The 21,008-nt window shown below is 38.9% G+C and carries 16 protein-coding genes; 5 read left to right on the forward strand and 11 right to left on the reverse strand.

What is annotated here, in order from left to right:
- Positions 1 to 2,886 (forward strand): PD-(D/E)XK nuclease family protein, encoded by a 2,886-nt coding sequence (locus ACK8HY_RS12315; RefSeq protein WP_077437138.1) that lies wholly within the window; start codon positions 1 to 3, stop codon positions 2,884 to 2,886.
- A gap of 66 nt (positions 2,887 to 2,952) precedes the next feature.
- Here the strand turns inward: ACK8HY_RS12315 and ACK8HY_RS12320 are convergent, their stop codons facing one another.
- The 3 genes from ACK8HY_RS12320 to ACK8HY_RS12330 all read right to left on the reverse strand — a co-directional run bounded on the left by ACK8HY_RS12320 (position 2,953) and on the right by ACK8HY_RS12330 (position 6,011).
- A complete protein-coding gene (locus ACK8HY_RS12320) occupies positions 2,953 to 3,822 on the reverse strand; it encodes a cupin-like domain-containing protein (RefSeq protein WP_077437139.1) in 870 nt (289 codons plus the stop codon).
- 435 nt (positions 3,823 to 4,257) lie between these two features.
- Positions 4,258 to 5,028, reverse strand: a complete 771-nt coding sequence (locus ACK8HY_RS12325; RefSeq protein WP_077437140.1) for a uroporphyrinogen-III synthase — start codon at positions 5,026 to 5,028, stop codon at positions 4,258 to 4,260.
- 11 nt (positions 5,029 to 5,039) lie between these two features.
- Positions 5,040 to 6,011: a DUF4271 domain-containing protein gene (locus ACK8HY_RS12330; protein WP_077437141.1), complete on the reverse strand. Its 972-nt coding sequence runs from the start codon at positions 6,009 to 6,011 to the stop codon at positions 5,040 to 5,042.
- A gap of 120 nt (positions 6,012 to 6,131) precedes the next feature.
- On the opposite strand from ACK8HY_RS12330, the gene ACK8HY_RS12335 reads away from it, so the two are divergent.
- Positions 6,132 to 6,698: a DNA-3-methyladenine glycosylase I gene (locus tag ACK8HY_RS12335; protein ID WP_077437142.1), complete on the forward strand. Its 567-nt coding sequence runs from the start codon at positions 6,132 to 6,134 to the stop codon at positions 6,696 to 6,698.
- Positions 6,699 to 6,858: 160 nt separating this feature from the next.
- Here the strand turns inward: ACK8HY_RS12335 and ACK8HY_RS12340 are convergent, their stop codons facing one another.
- Together ACK8HY_RS12340 and ACK8HY_RS12345 are read right to left on the reverse strand one after the other, a co-directional pair.
- A complete protein-coding gene (locus tag ACK8HY_RS12340; protein ID WP_077437143.1) occupies positions 6,859 to 7,398 on the reverse strand; it encodes a phosphoribosyltransferase in 540 nt (179 codons plus the stop codon).
- 238 nt (positions 7,399 to 7,636) lie between these two features.
- The gene (locus ACK8HY_RS12345) at positions 7,637 to 9,841 is read right to left on the reverse strand and encodes a transglycosylase domain-containing protein (protein WP_077437372.1); all 2,205 of its coding nucleotides are present in this window, start codon (positions 9,839 to 9,841) and stop codon (positions 7,637 to 7,639) included.
- 367 nt (positions 9,842 to 10,208) lie between these two features.
- Here ACK8HY_RS12345 and ACK8HY_RS12350 point away from each other — a divergent pair, with 367 nt between their 5' ends.
- A complete protein-coding gene (locus tag ACK8HY_RS12350; RefSeq protein WP_077437144.1) occupies positions 10,209 to 11,270 on the forward strand; it encodes an Mrp/NBP35 family ATP-binding protein in 1,062 nt (353 codons plus the stop codon).
- Between the two features lie 223 nt (positions 11,271 to 11,493).
- Here ACK8HY_RS12350 and ACK8HY_RS12355 read toward each other — a convergent pair whose 3' ends face one another.
- The 5 genes from ACK8HY_RS12355 to ACK8HY_RS12375 all read right to left on the reverse strand — a co-directional run bounded on the left by ACK8HY_RS12355 (position 11,494) and on the right by ACK8HY_RS12375 (position 16,111).
- A complete protein-coding gene (locus tag ACK8HY_RS12355; protein WP_077437145.1) occupies positions 11,494 to 12,261 on the reverse strand; it encodes an exodeoxyribonuclease III in 768 nt (255 codons plus the stop codon).
- Positions 12,262 to 12,310: 49 nt separating this feature from the next.
- Positions 12,311 to 13,069 carry a peptidylprolyl isomerase gene (locus tag ACK8HY_RS12360; protein ID WP_416133786.1) on the reverse strand — a complete coding sequence of 253 codons (759 nt, stop codon included), beginning with the start codon at positions 13,067 to 13,069 and terminating at the stop codon, positions 12,311 to 12,313.
- Between the two features lie 3 nt (positions 13,070 to 13,072).
- Positions 13,073 to 13,420 (reverse strand): hypothetical protein, encoded by a 348-nt coding sequence (locus ACK8HY_RS12365; protein ID WP_077437147.1) that lies wholly within the window; start codon positions 13,418 to 13,420, stop codon positions 13,073 to 13,075.
- A 191-nt stretch (positions 13,421 to 13,611) separates the two neighbouring features.
- The gene (locus ACK8HY_RS12370) at positions 13,612 to 14,049 is read right to left on the reverse strand and encodes a low molecular weight protein-tyrosine-phosphatase (RefSeq protein WP_077437148.1); all 438 of its coding nucleotides are present in this window, start codon (positions 14,047 to 14,049) and stop codon (positions 13,612 to 13,614) included.
- Between the two features lie 505 nt (positions 14,050 to 14,554).
- A complete protein-coding gene (locus tag ACK8HY_RS12375; RefSeq protein ID WP_077437149.1) occupies positions 14,555 to 16,111 on the reverse strand; it encodes a Do family serine endopeptidase in 1,557 nt (518 codons plus the stop codon).
- A 228-nt stretch (positions 16,112 to 16,339) separates the two neighbouring features.
- On the opposite strand from ACK8HY_RS12375, the gene dapF reads away from it, so the two are divergent.
- Positions 16,340 to 17,119, forward strand: coding sequence for a diaminopimelate epimerase (dapF, locus tag ACK8HY_RS12380; protein WP_077437150.1), 780 nt, complete (start codon positions 16,340 to 16,342; stop codon positions 17,117 to 17,119).
- 173 nt (positions 17,120 to 17,292) lie between these two features.
- Positions 17,293 to 20,178 carry a DEAD/DEAH box helicase gene (locus ACK8HY_RS12385; RefSeq protein ID WP_077437151.1) on the forward strand — a complete coding sequence of 962 codons (2,886 nt, stop codon included), beginning with the start codon at positions 17,293 to 17,295 and terminating at the stop codon, positions 20,176 to 20,178.
- 10 nt (positions 20,179 to 20,188) lie between these two features.
- Here ACK8HY_RS12385 and ACK8HY_RS12390 read toward each other — a convergent pair whose 3' ends face one another.
- Positions 20,189 to 20,998 (reverse strand): helix-turn-helix transcriptional regulator, encoded by an 810-nt coding sequence (locus ACK8HY_RS12390; protein ID WP_077437152.1) that lies wholly within the window; start codon positions 20,996 to 20,998, stop codon positions 20,189 to 20,191.
- Positions 20,999 to 21,008: the final 10 nt, after the last annotated feature.

Below are 21,008 nucleotides of genomic sequence, written 5' to 3' on the forward strand. Positions count from 1 at the left end.
ATGCAGACAGCCTTTTTAAAATTAGTAGCAGCGGATATTCAACGGCGTTTTGGAAACGATTTGAGTGAGATTGCCATCGTGTTTAATAATAAACGCCCGATTACATACCTCAAAAAACATCTTGCCGACGTTTATGGACAGGCAATCTGGTCGCCCCAATTTTTTACCATACAGGAATTCTTCAAATTATCAACCAATCATACCGAGGCCAGCCCTTTGGGCCAGTTTTTCCTGCTTTTTAAAATACATAATGAACTTTTGGCCGCAGAGGGTAAAGAGCCTGAAACGTTAGAAGAATTTTATCCTATTGCGGAGATTGTACTGAGCGACTTTGGGCAATTGGACTATGATCTGGTTCCCATCGATCAGATCTATCTCGAACTTTATGATAACACTAAAATTGATATTGCTTTTCAACACCTTACACAAGAACAGCAGGGGTTTATCCGTCAGTTTTGGCAATCCTTTTCCATTGCCGGCCATAGCGGTGTCCAAGAGCGATTTTTACAATTATGGAAAAGACTTCCAATATTATACACGAAATTTAAAGAAACGCTTAAAGCTGGTGGACAGACCAATTACCCAACCATTTACCGTGATCTGGTCGAAGGCAGAGCTGCCCATCAGGACTTTATAGCATCCTTCCAACAGGTTTTGTTTGTTGGTTTCAATGCTTTGAATAAAGCTGAGGCCAAATTATTCCGCAAATGGCAAGAAGAAGGAAAAGCACTCTTTTACTTTGATGCAGATGCTTACTACCTGGAAGACAATATGCAAGAAGCTGGCCTGTTCATTCGTCGGAATATTTTTCAGACCGGGCTTGCTAATGCACTTGGCGACAGTCCAAATATTATCGGTAACAGAACTTCGACAGTCAACTTATATGCAAGCACAGGCAAAATAAGTCAGACAAAGTTGCTATATGACATCCTTGAAAAAAACAACAACAAGGAGCAGACCGCAGCTATTTTGCTAGCCGACGAAAACCTATTGGTTCCTTTACTCCAAAGCCTACCTGATGTTAATCCCAATATTACAACCGGCTACCCGCTAACCCAGTCCCCTATTTACGGTATATTGAACTTATGGATGGAAGTGCATTTAGAAATATCACAGTTAAAGAAAAACAAGATTTCCTATCAAACCCTTGAAACTTTTATTAATCATCCGCTAACACAGGTTTCTGTTGCAGACAAGCTCAAAATTCAGAAAGAGATTGCCGACAAGCAATTATTTGAAATTCCATTGGAACAACTCCATTTCAAAGGTGCGTTACCCCAGTTTTTTGTTCCGATCGGACACCCTTCTCAATTGATCCCGACACTTATCAAGGTTATTGAAGACCTGCTACACAGCATCTCCACACACGAACGCATCCGCCAGATTGACAATAACCTGCTGATAGAAACCAAAAAGACACTCAACCAATTGCTATTGGGTTTTGAGACAGTTTCACCTTTAACCATAAGCTTTCAGATCGGATTGATCAAAAAAGCTATATTGTCAATAAATTCGGCGATAGAAGGAAATCCACTTGAAGGTATCCAGATTATGGGACTTCTGGAAAGCCGATGTTTAAATTTTGACAACGTGTATATTTTAGGGGCAAATGAAGGCGTGCTACCCAAAACATCCAATTCTCCGACTTTTATCCCAAATAGTCTAAGAAGAGCTTACGGGCTTCCGATATTGGAAAATCAAGATGCACTATCAGCTTACTTGTTTTATAGACATTTTCAATATAGTGAAGGTATTCATATTTTCTACAACGGATTAGTAGACGAAAGTTCAACAGGAGAGGAAAGTCGGTTTATCAAACAGCTAGAGTTTGAAAGCAAGTTTAATTTTCAACGGAAAATTCAGCAGCAAACAATCCAGTTCCCCGACAAAACAACAGAGATTGTAATTCAAAAACAGGGCGAGGTTTGGTCAAAGATGTATCAGGACTTTATCCTCGATCAAAAAAGAATATCGGCAACGGCGCTAACAACATACCTACAATCGCCACTGCAATTCTTCCTTAAGCATATTGCTAATATTAAAGAACCACCTTCTATTTCACAGGAGTTTGAGATGAACAAATTGGGAACTGTGATCCACAATGTCATGGAAAAAATATTCCTACCGTTTAAGGATCAGAAAGATTTTACCCCAACGAGCGCCCTACAACAGCAATTCAATCAGATCGAATCATTTGTCATTCGGGAAATAGGCTTTCAGTATCAGGTGGAATTAAATTCTACGAGCGACCTGAATAGTCTACAGCGCATTATGTTAAAGATTGCCTGTGAATATGTCAAGATGTATCTTGAATACGATATAGCGAACTACAAGGCTTTTCGTATCATAGAACTGGAAAACGATACCGACTATACACTTCCCTTCGCGATTGAAGTCAATGGTAAAGAGGAACAGGTTACATTATACGGTATCATTGACCGTGTCGACGAAGTCATCGCACATGATGATCGTATCATCAGCCGAATTGTCGATTATAAAACTGGAGGTGATTCCGTTATATTTAGAGAGATGGATCTGGTTTTTGCCCCCAACACAGAGAACAAAGCCCTTATACAAACACTCTTCTACGCCTACGTATTTGAACAAAAGACTGGCCGGAAGCAACTGGAGCCACACCTATATGTAGCCCGAAAAATGAGAGAAGAAGGAACCCTATTCAATGGAAAAGAAGGTGTATTAACAGCAGACTTTTTGGCTTTCCAAAAAGAAAACTTCGTTAAATTTCTAAGAAGTATACTCAGTGAAATTTTTAATCCTGAAATTCCATTTAGACATAATCCGGAGGCGACAATCTACCCCAGTGACCCTTATACATTATTTTACAGAGAAGCAAGCAAATGGACCGAAGATGAAGAATCGGCTTAGCACAAGTACACCCAGTAGATCAAACAGCTATTGACGATAAAGGGGGCTAAATAGCCCCCTTTATTTTTATCGTTTATTTCTCTTTATAGCATTATTTGCGCGGCGCTTGGCTGTATTTATTTTGTAATGAAACCAATGATCCTTAAAGATCTTTCGCATCGTATTATCGAAGTGTCTTGTTATAAAAAGGTTCCGCGCGCCTTTTAATTTCTCACTGATCGAATTAGCCAATGCCCTTACTGAAATCGAATATCCTTCTGTCTCATATTGTATATAGTGCCACCATCCCGCGGGCATATATAGCGTTTCGCCCGGGTGAATCACCGCTTCATATCCATCTAAATATTCTATCCCCGGAAATTCTTCCAAATTACTATACTTCGGATTAGCGATACTATGGAAGTTATAGGGCAGCTTATACATTAGATCCGATTGATCATTCGGAAAAAGCCAGATCCTTTTAAGTCCCTGAAATTGCGAAATGAACACATGAGACATATCGATATCAAAGTGGTTTCGGGTACTAGACCCCTCACCTCCGAAAAACATAAATGGCAACCACTGCAACACTTTTCCCCCTGTCACATCATTATAAATAACATCCTGCTTCAATTCGGGACGTATCTTGAGCAGATTGAACAGAAATAATCGTAACTCGGTAGGTTCTTTCGTAATCAGATCCAAATATTCGGCAAATGTCATTTGCCCCACTGGAGCACTGGCCGCACGGTCCATTGAATCTTCTTCTTTTCCATAGACATCAATCTTAATATCCCCGGCTATTTCCTTAAAGTAATCATAACTCCATTTCTTCCATGCAGGACTATCAGCACTAATAAAATCTGTTATGACCACAGGAAACCCCGGTTTCAGATAGTTTTTTAAAAAGTCTTCTGATCGAATGCCCGAAATTTTATCAACTTGCTTTAACTTCACGACTGACTAATTTTGCTTAATTACAAACATAAAAAATATTTCTGCCAAATTTTAAAAATAACCACTATACCTTATTCTTAACTGGAGCAAATATTCCGGTACAATTTAACAGAAATATAATTAAAATCTCAATGACATCTGTCACTTTTATTACATTTCCCCTACAACAACCCAGCTCCACCTTACAAACCTGAATTTAACAAACGCAATGAATCTCCCGTTCTAACGGTTCAATTATCTACAAACTGTATGCCTTTATCAAATGCATCGCCGGTTTCTTTATCAACCGCATGGAAATGAAGTGAATATTTTTACAGCTTTGTGCTCGCAGGAATGCTCCATATTATCGTCATTCATGAAATCCTACAAGTATTGAAAGTCAATAAAAAAAGGGTTTATAAAAACCCTTTATATGCTTTAACCTTAAATAGGTTATTATTTATTCACTTTTTTGATATACTCTTCTACAGCCATAGTCATACTTGGTGCTTTTGGTGTAGGTGCAGGAATATCCAAAATCAATCCATGTTCTAAAAGAGCCTGTTGTGTCGATGCACCAAACGCAGCAATACGGGTATTGTTTTGTTTAAAGTCCGGGAAGTTGTCATATAAAGACTGAACACTAGAAGGACTAAAGAATACAATCACATCATAAAATACATCTTTAAGATCACTCAAGTCACTTACCACAGTTCTAAAAAGAACTGCTGGGGTAAACTTATAGCCATTCTGCTGTAACCAATTGCTTGTTTCTTCATTAGCAACATCCGAACAAGGGAATAAGAAGTTTTCTGCCTTATGTTTTTTCAGCACCTCTTCCAGGTCTTTAGCTGTTTGTTTACCAAAGAAAATTTTACGTTTTCTATATTGAATATATTTTTGAAGATAGAGAGCTATGGTCTCTGAGATGCAGAAATATTTCATTTCTGCAGACACTTCAAATCGCATCTCTTCACATATCCTAAAATAATGATCTACAGCATTTCTACTTGTAAATATTACGGCAGTGTGATCTGCTAAATTAACCTTATCCCTACGCACATCTTTGGCAGGAACTCCTTCTACGTGTATAAAACCTCGAAAGTCTAATTTTAACCCGTATTTCTTTGCTAAATCATAATAAGGGGACTTATCGTTTTCAGGTTTTGGTAAAGTCACCAGTACACTTTTTACCTTCTTTGCTCTTTCTACGTCTGAAGTTTGCATATTAACCAGTTTTAGCTCAATAATCTTAACAGTATTAATATTGGTGCTATTTCTAGGCAACAAAGGTACAAAATTAAATAGGAAATTGAAAATTTATACATTGACATAATATGTGCCGCCGTCTTGAGAAATCTATATAGAAAAAGTAAGATAGCCCCCGCAATAGCCATATGTAAGACTACTCCTACCGCACTTAATGGGACCAAGCTCAATATTAACAGCACGGGAAGCATCAAAAAGAGGGTATTAAAATAAATCAGATATAACACCGTCACATATTCTTTTACTAGCTTTCTAATTTCAAAAACAAAAGATAAAAATCGTATGAAACCGATTTTAAAAGCAAATAGTCCACCAACCATACCTATCGTTTTAATATAATTGGGGAAGGTTATAAAGTCGAAGCGGTTCAGTTCATAAGCATAAAATAAACTAACAAACAGCGCCATTGCTCCTGAAAACAATACAAACAGGAAAATAAATGGCCAAGAGGTCAAGATCGTATCTTCCTTACTTACTGACAATAACACGCGATCGTCAAAATAGCCCTGAAAGACCAATTTAATATCCGAAGGAAAAAACACCCGAATTAACCCAACTCCAAATATCAAAAAGAGTGCAGTAAATAATATCCAATTTTCCCGGTGTGGTTTAGGCGTCCCATATTGCCTCGTCAAGGCATTATTACGTTGTTCACCTTTAAAATACTGTTTCACATCATAGTCATACACATTATGAACAGCCAAGCCCTCAGCCCCTACAGTGACTATTCGATATTGCTGCTGAAGCGCTGGATTTAGAGATGCCAAAATTTCTTGATTAGGTGATAAAACCGAATCTTTTAGAACATCTATACTATCCGCTATGGAGAGCGTATCTGGAACAACACGTTGCAATGTCCGTCGTTGTGCACTCACCTGTACAGCCGAAAACACAAAGAGTATTACAAATACAATAAAATATTTAAAGTTATTAACTTTCATTGAAATAAACTGTTTCTTATCGGCGACGAAGAAATCACAGACTGTTTAAATTCGAAACTCTTTTATGGTCGTAAAGTTAGGATAAAAAGTTATATTGCCTTCAAAAATCTTTTATAGAACATGTCAAAAGAAATTGTACGCTGCCAATGGTGCGGATCTGATGAACAGTATGTCAACTATCACGATAAAGAATGGGGACGACAAGTCAAAGACGACAAAACATTATTTGAATTTTTAATACTGGAATCAGCCCAGGCAGGTTTAAGCTGGATTACGATCCTACGTCGGAGATCAGCCTATCAGGAGGCCTTCGCAAATTTTGATGTTGATAAAGTCGCTCTTTATACAGCTGATCATGTAGATGCACTCCTGAAAGATTCCGGTATTATTAAACATCGAAATAAGATCGAATCGACTATTACAAATGCACAGCTGTTCAAAAAAATCCAACTAGAATATGGCAGCTTTTACAATTACCTATATACATTTTTGCCCGAACAGCAACCGTTGATCAACCATTGGCCGAGTTTGCAACATGTTCCTGCAACGACCGAGATTTCTGATAAAATAGCAAAAGATATGAAAAAAAGAGGATTCAAATTTTTTGGTTCCACGATTTGTTATGCTTACATGCAAGCGGTGGGCATGGTCAATGATCACATTGAAACTTGTTCCTTTAAATATTAAACAACATTGTTATAGGATCAAGGGATAAAGATAAGAGACGAACAAGCGCGTAAGTAGATTTTATCCCAGTCCCTTGATCTATTTTTCAGCTGGCAAGTAGACCTAGTAGTACCCAAATTTCTATATCCAGTTCTACCTTTTCATATCTTAACGCAAAAATCTAAATAGGTACATTCTTATAAATATCGGGGAGATTACGGCATAGTCCGTTAAAATCCATACCATACCCCACAACAAATTCCTTACTTATCTCAAACCCAACATAAGTGAGCTCCTCAAAATGGTATTGTAGCGCTTCAGGTTTGACCAGAAGTGCGCAAGCGATAACACTTGCTGGATTTAACCGTTTCACAGCATCCAAGGTGTGCTTCAGCGAATGTCCGGAATCTACGATATCTTCCACGATAATCACATCCCTTCCTTCTAAATCAATACCCAATCCTAAAAGTTCATTCAATTCAGATTGGCCGGTACCTATATAGGAGGCTAATTTAATAAAAGACATCTCACAAGGAACTTCAATTTGTTTGAGCAGATCAGCCATAAACATAAAACAACCGTTCAACACACCTATAAAAACAGGCTGCTTGTGTTCGTATCGTAGACTGATATCTATTCCCATCAAACGAACCCTTTTCTGAATCTGTTCTTCTTCAAAAAGCGGCTCAAAAAGTAATCCGTCAATTTCTATTTTTTTCATTTATTTAAATTTGTCCTTCAATTCTGACTAAGCAATCAGGCTCATTTGCCTCATTGAATAAATCCGATACTCTCGTGCCACTAAATTATTTTCACTTCCATATACCCTGCTTCTCCGAGTTATTATTTCGTAATATCATGCCTTTGTATTTTCAGCCCAAAACATGTGCTCAATAATATGGAGGTATGATTTCTATCCGAAATCGACCGTAACCAACTATTATACTTATATACTTAGGCTACTTCTGTGTTTTTTTAGGATCTTTCGTTGCCTCGGTCTCTGTTTTTTCCTTTTCTTCTTTGTTTCTGCCCAAGATCTTATCAAAAATAGACCGTTTATGCTTCTCCGGTTCCGCGATCTCCTCAGCCTGTTTTTCAGGATGGGACATTTTTTTCATCGTTTTAGGAAGAGAAATACCTTCTAGATTGTTGTCAGCCTCTCCCCCCCCTAAATCATCAAATAGCAATGGATCATCACCCATTTCCAATGTATCTACCGAGTCTACAAAAGCAGGTCTAGCGGCACGAAGATTTGGTTGCAATACGACTTCATAAAAACCATAGGCCGCTGTGGTCGAATCGACACCTATCTGTCCCGTTTTGGTCATGATATGACCATAGATATTAAAATAGCGCAACATATTGCCTTTAAGGTGCCCCGTCCAGTCAAAAAAGTTAAGTCCTTTCTTCGGACGTGGTACGATACTGGACAGAAATATACTTTCTCCAAGACCGAGTTGCGCCGGTGTTTTCCCAAAATAGTAACGGGCGGCCTCAGTAATCCCATAGACATTATTTCCCCACTCGATCACATTGAGATAAACCTCATACATACGTTTTTTACTTACCTGTTGGGAACGCTCCATCAACCATACTAACAAGATCTCTTCCAGCTTCCGAACGACAGTCTTGTTGCGGTTAAGAAATACATTCTTAACAAGCTGCATGGATATTGTACTCGCCCCACGCTTAAACCCTTTTTCTTTGATATTTGTAACAATAGAGAGTTTGAAAGCCTTTTCTTCGAAGCCTTTATGCTTAAAGAAAAAAGGATCTTCGGTATTGATCAGACTAATCTGCATATAGCGGGAAATCTGATCCAATGGAGTAAAATTCGGGTTTTGTGGACCGACTACGATCTCACGCATAGGTTTACCATCCTCATAAGCTGTATAGGTAAAAGGTGTATTCAGCATTCCAATATTCGCTTCTCCCCATTTCACAACTTGCAGGTCCCTATCATCCATTTTAGAAGAAAAGAGAAGCTTATCAGGTCTTTTTAATTCTAAAGCGAAATTTAGATCATATTGAATGTGCCCTTCAACCTGAATACCATTCAGCCCGGGAAATAACCCGGCCGGCATGGCATCAAAAAAGTCCTGTGCTTTGATTTTATCTGTATGGACGGCAAGAAAGAGCTCTTTCTCTGGCTTATGCACATATTTTAGATAAGGAGAAAAAACAAAATCTTTTACCTGTACAGTACTCTCCTTGCCGACCTCTATAGAAGAAGCGCCAATATTCAATGCCCCCTGCATGATTGCCTCAGGAAAAATAACATCTTTACTGGAGATACGCCAATGATTTATCTTCAAGTTTTTAAAGCCCCATTGTCCATGTAATTCCAGCAACTCCTTATTGCGCCGATTGGCCTTGTCCAATCGAAAGGATATCTCATCAAAACTAACAGCGAGACCAAACTTGCGCTGCAATAGTGGAAGATTCACCTCCTTCTTATCCGAAAAAAGTCGTAGATCACATTCCTGATTATCTGAATCTATTGTCCCTGTTAAGTTCCAGGCAGCCTCATGATCATTCAGCAAAAACTTAGATTCCATATCACCGTCATCAATAACAGCAGAAGGTATGACGATACGTTGTGAAGTACTATCATCCTTATAAGAAAGCTCAAGATTTTTAAGATCTAGATCATTCGGGATTTTAAAGAATACGTTCTTTAGTAGCCGGTCCGCCAATGCTGCCAAATTCTGTTTCGGATTATCATTCTCGACTGTATCCTTCTTTTGTTTCTTAAACAGGAAATCATAATTGCTAATGGTATCTTTCTTGACCAAAGACACCGTTGCATTGTCCAGAATAACTTCTCCTAGCTTTACATCGCCAAATAAAAGCGGCCATAGTTTAACGGACACCGTCAGATCATTAATTTGTGCCAGCGGCTCCCTATTTTTAGGTAACAACTGTATATTTTTAAACTGCACCGCATTAATTCCCTGAAAAGCATAATATTGAATTTTCAAGTCCATATCATACTTTTCCAGCAGTTTAGCTTTTGCTTTATTGATGGCCCCCATGAGCATCCCGTCTCTCTTTTGGTAAGCGTAAGTGCCTACCGCGATTACTAAAATCAAGAAAACAGCAAAAGTAATGTAAAGCCATCGCCACTTGCGGGACTTCAGAGATGTTATAAATCGATTGGACATAATTACAATTTCATGCAAATCCATGCATATCAATAGTCAAACTTAGATAAATTTGCCTTTATATACAATTATAATTACCCATAAACGAACCTAAACATCCCTGATCCAAAATTCCAATTAAACTGGAGACAAAATTGTTCAGGATTTCCGAACACCAAAAAAGCAGTTATCATAAAAATGTAAGCACCTCACCTCCATTTGGCCCGTTTTAATAGGATTGACAGCGCTCATTTAACAACTTCGAAGAACTATCCTTCCTCAACACCAAGTGGATATATAACCCCGAATTCCATTAAAAACAAACAAATGACATGAAATTGGTCGGCAATGAGTAGTTTTGTATTCCATGATTTCAAATGAATAATAGATGGTTACCAAAGAACAAATATTAAATGCATTATCCTATGTTGAAGAGCCTGATCTAAAAAAGGATCTTGTAACATTGAATATGATCCAAAATATTCAGATCGAAGACCAAAAAATTGCCTTCGATGTTATATTGACTACCCCCGCTTGTCCCTTAAAGGACCATATAGAACATGCTTGCCGCAACGCCATAGCACATTTTATTGATAAGAATCTTGAAGTCCAGATCAACATGACTTCCAATGTGGTCGGTAAACAAGGGGCTCAAGTCTCAGGAATCAAAAATATCATTTTGGTTTCCTCAGGTAAGGGCGGTGTTGGAAAATCAACGGTCGCTGCAAATTTGGCCCTCGCACTCCATGCAAAAGGAGCAAAAACAGGTCTATTGGATGCCGATATCTATGGCCCATCACTACCGATGATGTTCGGATTGGAAGGAGCCAAACCCGGCTCTGTGGAGATGCCTGACGGCCAGGTTAAAATTGAACCACTTGAAAAATTTGGTTTAAAACTACTTTCAATCGGTTTCTTTACGGATCCCAATCAACCTATTCCATGGCGTGGTCCCATGACCACTTCGGCGATCAAACAACTTTTCAATGATGCCAATTGGGGTGAACTGGATTATCTAGTTGTTGATATGCCACCGGGAACCGGTGACATTCATATCACGGTATCACAGACTTTCCCAATCGCCGGAGCAGTTATTGTCACCACACCCCAGCAGGTAGCGCTGGCAGATGCTGTCAAAGGAATCGGCATGTTTTTAATGGACAGTATCAATATCCCGCTCTTGGGCGTTGTTGAAAATATGGCTTATTTTACACCGGCAGAACTGCCAGATAACAAATACTATATCTTTGGCAAGGGCGGCGGAAAACGTTTGGCTGAAGAATATAAAATACCATTCCTTGGTGAAATACCTTTGCTTAAAGGGATTTCTGATGCCGGAGACAACGGTTTCCCTGTCGCAATAGATCAAGAAGATCCAGTAACAAAATCATTTTTAACGATTGCGGAGAAGGTGGCACAACAACTCTCTATTATCCAAAGTCAGGTTTAAAGATAACAGCTATCGAAACAGACTTGGCGGATTGGTTGAACTCCATTTAAATGGATTAATCAACATGCCACTTCTATAAAAACAGGGTTATCCAAAAAAGTTCGGATAACCCTGTTTTTCTTTAATTTTATGCTCCCCTGCAGCCCTTTTTCAAATATTTGAATGCTCAGGAGTTTCCTGGTCACTTTTTAGACAGCATATTTTTTATTAGGATCATTCTTATCTACACATCCAGTTCCAGCAAAACTGGACAATGATCAGAATGGACAGCATTTGACAAAATCTGTGAAGATTTGATTTGTGCCTCTAGCGGCTTTGACACCATATTATAATCGATACGCCAGCCCAGGTTTCTGGATCGCGCACCAGCACGATAACTCCACCAAGTATAATTATGCGGTTCTGGATTCAAATGACGGAAAGAATCGATGTATCCCGAATTAATAAAATTTTCCATCCACTCCCGTTCTTCTGGCAAAAATCCCGAAGAGTTTGCATTCGATTTAGGATTATGGATATCAATCGCGCGATGACAGATATTATAGTCTCCACATACAACCAAATTAGGCCTTTCAACTAACAACTTATTGCTATATAACTGAAAATCTTCCAGAAAACGATATTTAAAATCCTGACGAATATCCCCTGTTGTCCCCGAAGGGAAATAAGTGCTCATCACCGATACTTTATCAAAATCGGCGCGAATGATCCGCCCTTCAAAATCATAGTCTTCATGACCGCATCCATATTCTACATGTGTAGGAGTAATCTTGCTGAAAATGGCCACCCCACTATAGCCCTTTTTCTGTGCTGGATACCAATAATGCTCATAACCCATTTCTTCCAACAAAACTACCTCCGGAATTTGATCAGGAGTAGCTTTAATCTCTTGAAGACATATGATATCAGCATTCACACTTTTCAGCCAACCCAACCAATCTTTCTTTAAAGCGGCCCGCAAACCGTTCACATTATAGGTTACTATTTTCATTTCTTTAGAATATGAATATTTAGATATTAGATTTTGAAATTTTGCACTTTTAATAGTCTTTGGACGAGAACAGATCACCTATTTTAGTAAAGAAACCCGTTTGGGGTTTTAAACCTTTAAGTTCGCGTTCTAGGTTGAGTGCCTCACGTCTGGTCAACACATGCATACTCATTTTTTGGTCTACTTCTGGTCGGTCGTGCTTGTCAGTCTTTACAGCTGCAATCTGGTCAATAACATCTATTCCCTGCACTAATTCACCGAATACTGTATAATTCCAGTCTAGATGTGGGGCTCCACCAACAGTTGTATACGCTTGACGTTGCCTTTCGGAAAATTTCCTCCCATTCATCCGGGTCTGTTCTAAACGGTTGAGATCTTCAGGAGTGAATACTTTACCCTGAACAAGATAAAATTGTGATCCAGAAGATGATTTCGCGGGGTTATTGTCCCTTGCGGCACCTATGGTGCCTTTCTTATGAAATAGACTGTCCTGAATTTCAGCGTGAATAGTATAACCCGGCCCTCCATTTCCTAGCTGGGCACCCCCAACCGCATTTCTTGAATCTGGGTCACCACCCTGGATCATAAAATTCTGAATAACCCGATGGAACAAGGTACCATCATAATATTTGCTTTTTGCTAATTTCACAAAGTTATCCCGGTGTTTGGGTGTCGCATTATACAAACGCAATACACAGGTTCCCTTATCCGTAATAATCTGGACATACTTATACTCCGGTTTAGCTGCAAATGCCAAGACCTGCAAAAAACAAAATATTGTTACTAAACAAATTTTTAAAAATCTCATACCTTAGATGACGTTTAACTCTTCAAAATAATCAATAATTAGGGACTTCATAATAAGTTCCTGTTCCAATAAAGTATAGTTAGGAATGGGTTTTACCAGTTCCCAGTGCGGCCAGCCCTCTTCATCCAACCCTTTTAACGTATAGAACCCCATTGCACTGAAAAGGCGGCATGTTGCGATATGCATCAGTTCTTCTTTCTGTCGCTTCGAAAAAGTCTGCGGACCTTTCCCTAACTCCTGCACACCGATAAGGAATAAACACACCTTGATGTCAGGTTTTTCCATATCAAACAAAGAAGCAATTTCCTCCTGTAAGATACTCCACTTCTTATTTACTTCTGCTACTTTCATTTTTTTCTTTTAAACGGAAAAGACAATTTACCTTTATTGACTTGTCATATCATCCCTTTATAAAATAGTATTCACCGATGCTCCTGTCGACGTTTTATACATGATGACCTTCCCAAAAGCCTTACTTTAAAGTTTTTTCACCATCGAAAATTAGGAATTAATTCACGATATTCAGATAATATCAATGTCATTTACGAGGATATCTTTTTGATCATCTCCGTACATCGCTTGTCAATCATCTGAAAGACGGGGTCAAACAAATTATCATCAAAATACGGATCAGGAACGATATCATCATCTAGAAACAATTGTACCTTATCTAAGTCATCTTTGTTCTCTGCCTGTGCACAAACATCCGTAAAATTCTGACGATCCATGACAAAAATAAGATCATATTCATTAAAAAACGTAGGCTGAAAATGTCTCGCCCGTTGTCCGGAAATATCGACCCCATACTTCTTCGCAATCGCAATTGCCCTGCGATCCGGGGCTTCACCAATATGCCAATCACCTGTCCCGGCGGACTCGACAACCCAGTTTAATTGTTTATCTTTTACTTTTTGCTTCAATACCCCATGTGCCAAAGGCGAACGACAGATATTTCCCAAACAGACCATTAAAATTTTCATCGAAATATTTTTTTTAAACCAATGTAATCAAAAGAAAAATACGATAAGTCTGCAATTTCAATTGCTATCGAAACTCCGACAGATCATACATTACTATCCTCCCAAAAGCACTTTAAGCTTCACGGATATAGTTATGCAACATTTATCTCTACATTTTTGCACAAAATAACTAAACTTAACCTATTAAAGAAAAAACCCTGATGAAATCGTACTTTCCAGTTACGATCGGAACATTCCGATGAATATTTATCACAGATATTTTTCGATTAGATTGTGCTCATTCATTCAATACAAAAGATGACAGTGCACACAATAGACGATGATAATATATAAAACAATCTCTATCACCATATCTCAGTAAGGACTATTTTTCAAAGAGAAATGCATCAAAACAATTAAAGATCTTACAATCTTCTCCAGCGAAATCCTTTAATAAAAAAGGTGGTCTAACCTTACGGTTAGAACCACCTAAACTATATTAATCAACCAATTCTTAATTCAATTTTTAATATTCAACCGGGAAGCTCAATTGAACTGCACCGCCTTGAGGAGATACACCTTTTAAGCGTACAATATTACGTTGAGTAGCACCTAATGCAGATTCTATATCATCAACACTGTTAACAGCTTTTCCATTCACCTCTGTGATTACTAAACCTCTTTCGACACCAAAGTAATCAAAGATACCGCCACGGTTTACCTGTGTTACTACAACCCCAGAGTTTACGCCCAATTCTTTTTTCTTCGCAGCAGAAGCAGGAATAAAGCTTGCTCCTAATTTGTTGTAGATTTCAGTCGCACTTTTTGATGCTTTTCCATTCGCACCAGAAGCTGATTTTAGCGATTCCTCACCTTTCAATGTCAAAGACACCTGTTTTTCCTTGCCGTCACGCTTATAGGTAATATTCACTTTATCACCTGGGCGTAGACGACCGATGGTTTCACTTAATACTGGAGAACCTGTAATCACCTTACCATTCACCTTCGTTAAGATATCTCCCTTTTTAATACCCGCAGCTTCAGCAGCACCACCAGCAACGGCCTCTTCCACATATAAACCATTGACCTCTGTAATACCTTTTTCTTTAGCCAATTCTGAGGTTATAGGCACATAACTAACACCGATATAACCACGTTTTACATTACCAAACTCAACAAAATCATCCGCAATCTTTTTCACAAGATTAACCGGAATAGCAAAACCGTAGCCAGCATATACACCCGTTGGTGACGCTATGGCTGAGTTAATGCCGATGAGTTCACCAGACGCATTGGTCAATGCACCACCACTATTCCCTTTATTGATCACCGCATCTGTTTGGATAAACGATTCAATGGCAGAGCTCGCTAATGGCTGCTCTGTACCTCCTCCAAAAGGATTACCACGTTGCTGTTGCCCCTCTCTTAAAATGCCAATATCGCGACCTGTTGCACTGACAATACCCGCAGTCACGGTAGACTGTAAGCCAAGCGGGTAACCAAACGCCAACACCCATTCGCCCACATTAACATTATCTGAATTTCCCATTTTTACAACAGGAAGTCCTTTGCCTGCGACCTTCAATAATGCGATATCAGTATTTGGATCACGACCGATCAATTTTGCCTCAAAAGTGCGTTTATCTGTCAATACCACCTCGATCTTATCCGCATCCTCTACCACGTGGTTATTGGTAACGATATATCCGTCATCCGAAATAATAACACCAGAGCCGGAAGCCTGCACCGGTTGTGCCTGCATCTGACGGCGTCCTCCACCCTGCGGCATACCAAAAAATTCTTCAAACATATCAAAAGGAGATCCCTGTGATTGTTGTGAACCTTTTCTGCTGTACGTTGTCTTAATATGCACCACCCCAGGAGCTACAGCAGCCGAGGCCTGCGTAAAATCAGGATTACCTGTTGAAGACATTACTCCTGTAGGATTATTGGCAAAATAAACTTTCTGTTTCTCTTCGAAAGACATGCCATCTAATTTCTTATTCTCAATAAGCTTGTAACCACCTAATGCTACTGCTCCACCGAAAACAGCTGTTAATAGCGTTAAACCGACTTTATTCATAAACTTATTTATATTTTATTGTCTTAATATATGCTGATAATTTTTGCTCTTAAAATTACCGATTTTATTCGGATATGTTCAAATGTAATACCATTTCAAGGCCTTCGGAAAATCCGACACGTTAAAAAATGTTAATTGCTAGACAAATGCAATAATTTTAACAAATCTTAACTTTCTACCGCTTTTTTGTAACAAAAAAACGTATTTTTGTTACTACAAATCAACATAATGGCATCGAAAGTAAGATTTTCAAAATATCAAGGAGCGGGAAATGATTTCATTTTAGTGGATAATCGCGACAATTCATTCAACCGTACCGATGAAGCACTGGTCAAAAGACTTTGTGACCGCCGATTTGGTATTGGCGCAGATGGTCTGATGCTGCTCCAGAATAAAGAAAATTACGACTTTGAGATGATCTATTATAATGCCGATGGACGTGAAGGCAGCATGTGTGGCAATGGCGGGCGTTGTATCGTAGCCTTTGCACACGATTTGGGCGTTATTACTGACAAAACTGCCTTTTTGGCAGTAGACGGCGTACATCATGCCTCTTTATCAGCTGATCTTGTCAACCTGCAGATGATTGATGTCCGCGAATTTGGACGTGATGGCGAAGCTTATATTTTACAAACGGGCTCTCCCCATTATGTTTCCTTCGTTACAAACCTGAAAGAAAAAAATGTATTTCAGGACGGCTTCGCGATCCGTAATAACGCCACATATGCCAAAGAAGGTATTAATGTTAATTTTATAGAAAAAGAAGAACAGGGCTATTTCCTACGCACATTTGAGCGTGGCGTAGAAGACGAAACGTATGCCTGTGGCACTGGGGCTACTGCCGCAGCGATGGCCGTAGCACTACAATCAGAGCTTCAAGGTGATATCAATATCCCAATTCGTGTATTAGGCGGCCAACTGTATGTCTCGTTCCATAAAGACGGCCACAATTTTACAGAAGTATTCCTAAAAGGTCCAGCTCAATTTGTTTTTGAAGGACTTTTTTAGGCTTTAATCAAGAGAATTGGATAAAAATTTAAAAATCGAACAAAAGATTTGAGCCGTTAATCTAACCTACTAGAAGATTCCTAGGAATCCTCATTTTTTACCTTTTAATTTTCACTTTTGACTATATTTTATCGTATATTAGATACCTTTATTTACAAGGTCCGCTATTTTTAATGCAACAGTCTAAGTCATTTCCAGTATATAAAATCGTTTATTCTATTTGTGAGCACCCCTATCTTGGCTATCTCATTGAGCCACACATGGTCAAACTCAATCCTAATGGGACTTACTCACTACGGTATCAACGTATATTTAGTAATACCGTAGATGCCTATGCTGCAGAGTTGGATGAGGTAGACTATAAGCTCATCCGGTTACTTGACGATATCGAACAGACAAACCTTATCAAAAAGTATTATAAAAAAGCGATCAGGCCCGTAGACTTTTTCTCCAAAGTCTTTGACAAAAAACTTTATGACTTGTTGCGCCCAAAGATTGATGAAAAGATGATTCAATTTTTTGAGGCTATCGGAGACAAACCGCTTTTTATGATGAGTAAAGACGGTTATCCAGCGGATCAGGAAATTAAACGCGCGACCTCAGCAGCCTCAATCTTATTCCATTTTCGCCGAAATGAAGAGGAAACACGCTACTTCCCAACGATAAAATACGAAAATCAGCGCTTGGAGTTTATGTTCAAAAATGCCATTGTATTGACCAATGCGCAGGCATGGCTACTTTTAAACAATACCTTATACTATTTTGATCAGGCCCTGGAAGGGAAAAAATTAAGTCCCTTTCTCAACAAACGATACATTTCTGTTGGAAGAAGCACAGAAAAGAAATATTTTGAAAGTTTTGTCTGCGGATTAATTGAACGCTACCATGTCTATGCTGAAGGTTTCGAGATACAGACACATCAGCACCAAGCCGTTCCTTTACTCCATTTGATCTACGTGGAAGATGGCACTTCAAAATTACAATTGCAATTCAAATATGGGGTCCATACCTTCACTGCTGGAGCTGAAAATAAAGTGACAGTCCGAATGGAATATAATGAGGAAAAAGACCTATATATTTTTCATCGGGTAAAACGCTCTTTACAATGGGAGGAACAACAGCAGGAGCATCTGAAAGAATTGGGCCTAGAGGAGCTAGATCGTCAGATGGGATTGCTTGCCCCGTCTATTCAATCCGGAAAAAACATCTCTGTATTTGATTGGATGAACAATCACCAGGAACAAATAAAAGCCTTGGGATTTCAGATTATACAAAACAGTGAACAAAAACGCTTTTTCATCGGGCATACCTCGTTGGACATTGCTATTGATGAGGACAATGACTGGTTCGATATCAGTGCTATCGCTAAATTCGGCCCTTATGAAATTCCCTTTATAAACTTACGAAACCATATTCTAAACAATATCAAAGAATTTACGCTTCCAAATGGTGAAATCGCTATGATTCCTGAGGAATGGTTCGCACAATACAATCATCTCTTCCAGTTTTCTACTGATAGACACGAACTTAAATTAAATAAAGTGCATATCGGTTTACTCTTTGAGATCAGCGAACACACGAAATTAGTTTTCAACCGAAAACTGCAAAACCTCGCTACTTTCGAGGAAATTGTCGATATTCCTGAACCAAAGAATTTTAAAGGAAATCTCCGACCTTATCAGAAAGCGGGCTATAACTGGTTTAACTTTCTAAAACAGTACAAGTTTGGCGGTTGCCTCGCAGATGATATGGGTTTAGGTAAAACTATACAGACTTTAGCTCTGTTACAACAACAAAAAGAGCAGCTTGCCGATCAGCAGGAAGTGCACACCTCACTTCTGGTATTGCCAACATCACTTGTTTACAATTGGCAAAAAGAAGCACAACAATTTGCTCCCCAACTCAAGATTCATCTGCATACTGGAAATAATCGTATCAAAGATGCCTCATTATTTGCAAAATATGACCTGGTCATCACTACATATGGCATAGCACGTATTGATGAAGATATATTGAGTGGCTTTTATTTCAATTACATTATCCTCGATGAAAGCCAGAACATTAAAAATCCCACATCAAAATCTTTTAAGGCTATAAAGAGTCTGAAAAGCAAAAATAAACTGGCTTTAAGCGGTACCCCTGTTGAAAACTCAGTATCCGACCTTTGGGCACAAATGCACTTTACCAACCCAGGGTTGTTGGGAAGTTACACCTACTTCCAAAAGGAATTTGTCCAACCCATTGAAAAGAAAAAGGACGAAGAAAAAGCCCAACGTCTTCAGGCGATTGTCAAACCTTTTATTTTAAGACGAACAAAAGATCAGGTCGCAACAGAACTACCGCCAAAAACTGAACAAGTGCTCTATTGTGAAATGACCGATAAACAATCAGAACTCTATGAAAAAGTTAAATCGGAATATCGCAATGCCATTCTTGATGGACAATTGGACAACAAGCCAAAATCAACGCAGATTGCACTATTACAGGGACTGACCAAACTTCGCCAGCTAGCCAATCATCCCAAAATGGTTGATGAGGACTTTTTGGGTGATTCAGGAAAATTTGATGCCGTCATTGAAACCCTTGAAATGGTAATGCAACGGGGAAATAAAGTCCTTATCTTCTCGCAGTTTGTTAAACAGCTCAATATTTTCAGGCAATATTTCGATAAGAAAGGCACTAACTATGCCTATCTGGATGGCGGCACGAAAAACCGTGATGAAGCAGTAAGCCAGTTTCGCAAAAACAACAATACCAAATTGTTCTTAATATCAATCAAAGCTGGTGGTGTAGGGCTCAACCTGATTGAAGCAGATTACGTCTTTATATTGGATCCATGGTGGAACCCTGCCGTAGAACAACAAGCCGTAGACCGCTCGCACCGTATTGGGCAGACACGGAATGTATTTATCTATAAATTCATCAGTAAAGATACGGTGGAAGAGAAAATATTGGCGTTACAAAATAAGAAGAAATCCATTGCACAGAGTCTTATCACAACAGAAGAGAGTTTTATAAAATCACTTTCTCAGGAAGATCTGCACGAGCTTTTGGCTTAATCTAAAGCTATCAATTTTTGTATTCATTAATTTTCGACATATAAACCGAAGGCCGAATACCCGTTACACGCGTAAAGATGTTACTGAAAGAAGATAATTCGCTATAGCCAATCCGCATAGCAATTTCCAGAATAGAATAGGTATTTTCAGCCATTAGCTCCAAAGCTTTTGCAATACGTATAGCTCTTAAAAACCGGATATAGCTGATACCCATGTCTTCCTTAAAAAGTCGGGAAAGGGATCTACTGCTCATTCCAAATTGCGCCGCCACTTGGTCGATAGTAAAGGTTTGATCAATATACATGTTCAAATATCGGGCAATACGTCGAAGCTTTTCGCTTTTAGGATAAGGATGTTGCATAGGGAATGCATCTATCGGCGGACTCATCTCAGGAACAATAGCCATCATCGCCCGTAGTAAACAATACTTTGAATAGCTGGTCTTTCTGCTGATTCCACCTTCCCAATCCTTCGCGAACAAGAACATCTCTCGCATCAGGTCGTTGCTCAAAAATATATTGGGATCCAAAAGAACCGGATGAACTCCCTCCAGTTCTTTGAAGTAAAAGCTATACAAGTGAATATGCGAACTGGAACTCTCCAGATGATAAGCAGTATTCGCGGGAATCCACATGTAAAACCGACCCGGCAAATACCAATGTTTGGTGACAGTAAAAACATGTATAATACCACCATCCGCATAAAGTAATCGTGCTTTCTGATGTATATATTCACGGGGATCAATCCGATCTACATGTGTATGACACACATAAAAGTCGTATTGATTGTCGTCAATAGCCCTCAATTGCTCCTGTTCCATGATTTAAAAT

Source organism: Sphingobacterium sp. NGMCC 1.201703 (genome assembly GCF_047784615.1).
GTDB lineage: Bacteria > Bacteroidota > Bacteroidia > Sphingobacteriales > Sphingobacteriaceae > Sphingobacterium.

What these genes read in the sequence shown, in the direction of transcription:
- ACK8HY_RS12390 (WP_077437152.1), bottom strand. Translation starts at nt 20,998, where the DNA reads ATGGAACAGGAGCAATTGAGGGCTATTGACGACAATCAATACGACTTT.
- ACK8HY_RS12330 (WP_077437141.1), bottom strand. Translation starts at nt 6,011, where the DNA reads ATGAAAGTTAATAACTTTAAATATTTTATTGTATTTGTAATACTCTTT.
- ACK8HY_RS12350 (WP_077437144.1), top strand. Translation starts at nt 10,209, where the DNA reads ATGGTTACCAAAGAACAAATATTAAATGCATTATCCTATGTTGAAGAG.
- ACK8HY_RS12385 (WP_077437151.1), top strand. Translation starts at nt 17,293, where the DNA reads ATGCAACAGTCTAAGTCATTTCCAGTATATAAAATCGTTTATTCTATT.
- ACK8HY_RS12315 (WP_077437138.1), top strand. Translation starts at nt 1, where the DNA reads ATGCAGACAGCCTTTTTAAAATTAGTAGCAGCGGATATTCAACGGCGT.
- ACK8HY_RS12325 (WP_077437140.1), bottom strand. Translation starts at nt 5,028, where the DNA reads ATGCAAACTTCAGACGTAGAAAGAGCAAAGAAGGTAAAAAGTGTACTG.
- dapF (WP_077437150.1), top strand. Translation starts at nt 16,340, where the DNA reads ATGGCATCGAAAGTAAGATTTTCAAAATATCAAGGAGCGGGAAATGAT.
- ACK8HY_RS12360 (WP_416133786.1), bottom strand. Translation starts at nt 13,069, where the DNA reads ATGAGATTTTTAAAAATTTGTTTAGTAACAATATTTTGTTTTTTGCAG.
- ACK8HY_RS12345 (WP_077437372.1), bottom strand. Translation starts at nt 9,841, where the DNA reads ATGTCCAATCGATTTATAACATCTCTGAAGTCCCGCAAGTGGCGATGG.
- ACK8HY_RS12365 (WP_077437147.1), bottom strand. Translation starts at nt 13,420, where the DNA reads ATGAAAGTAGCAGAAGTAAATAAGAAGTGGAGTATCTTACAGGAGGAA.
- ACK8HY_RS12370 (WP_077437148.1), bottom strand. Translation starts at nt 14,049, where the DNA reads ATGAAAATTTTAATGGTCTGTTTGGGAAATATCTGTCGTTCGCCTTTG.
- ACK8HY_RS12340 (WP_077437143.1), bottom strand. Translation starts at nt 7,398, where the DNA reads ATGAAAAAAATAGAAATTGACGGATTACTTTTTGAGCCGCTTTTTGAA.
- ACK8HY_RS12335 (WP_077437142.1), top strand. Translation starts at nt 6,132, where the DNA reads ATGTCAAAAGAAATTGTACGCTGCCAATGGTGCGGATCTGATGAACAG.
- ACK8HY_RS12355 (WP_077437145.1), bottom strand. Translation starts at nt 12,261, where the DNA reads ATGAAAATAGTAACCTATAATGTGAACGGTTTGCGGGCCGCTTTAAAG.
- ACK8HY_RS12375 (WP_077437149.1), bottom strand. Translation starts at nt 16,111, where the DNA reads ATGAATAAAGTCGGTTTAACGCTATTAACAGCTGTTTTCGGTGGAGCA.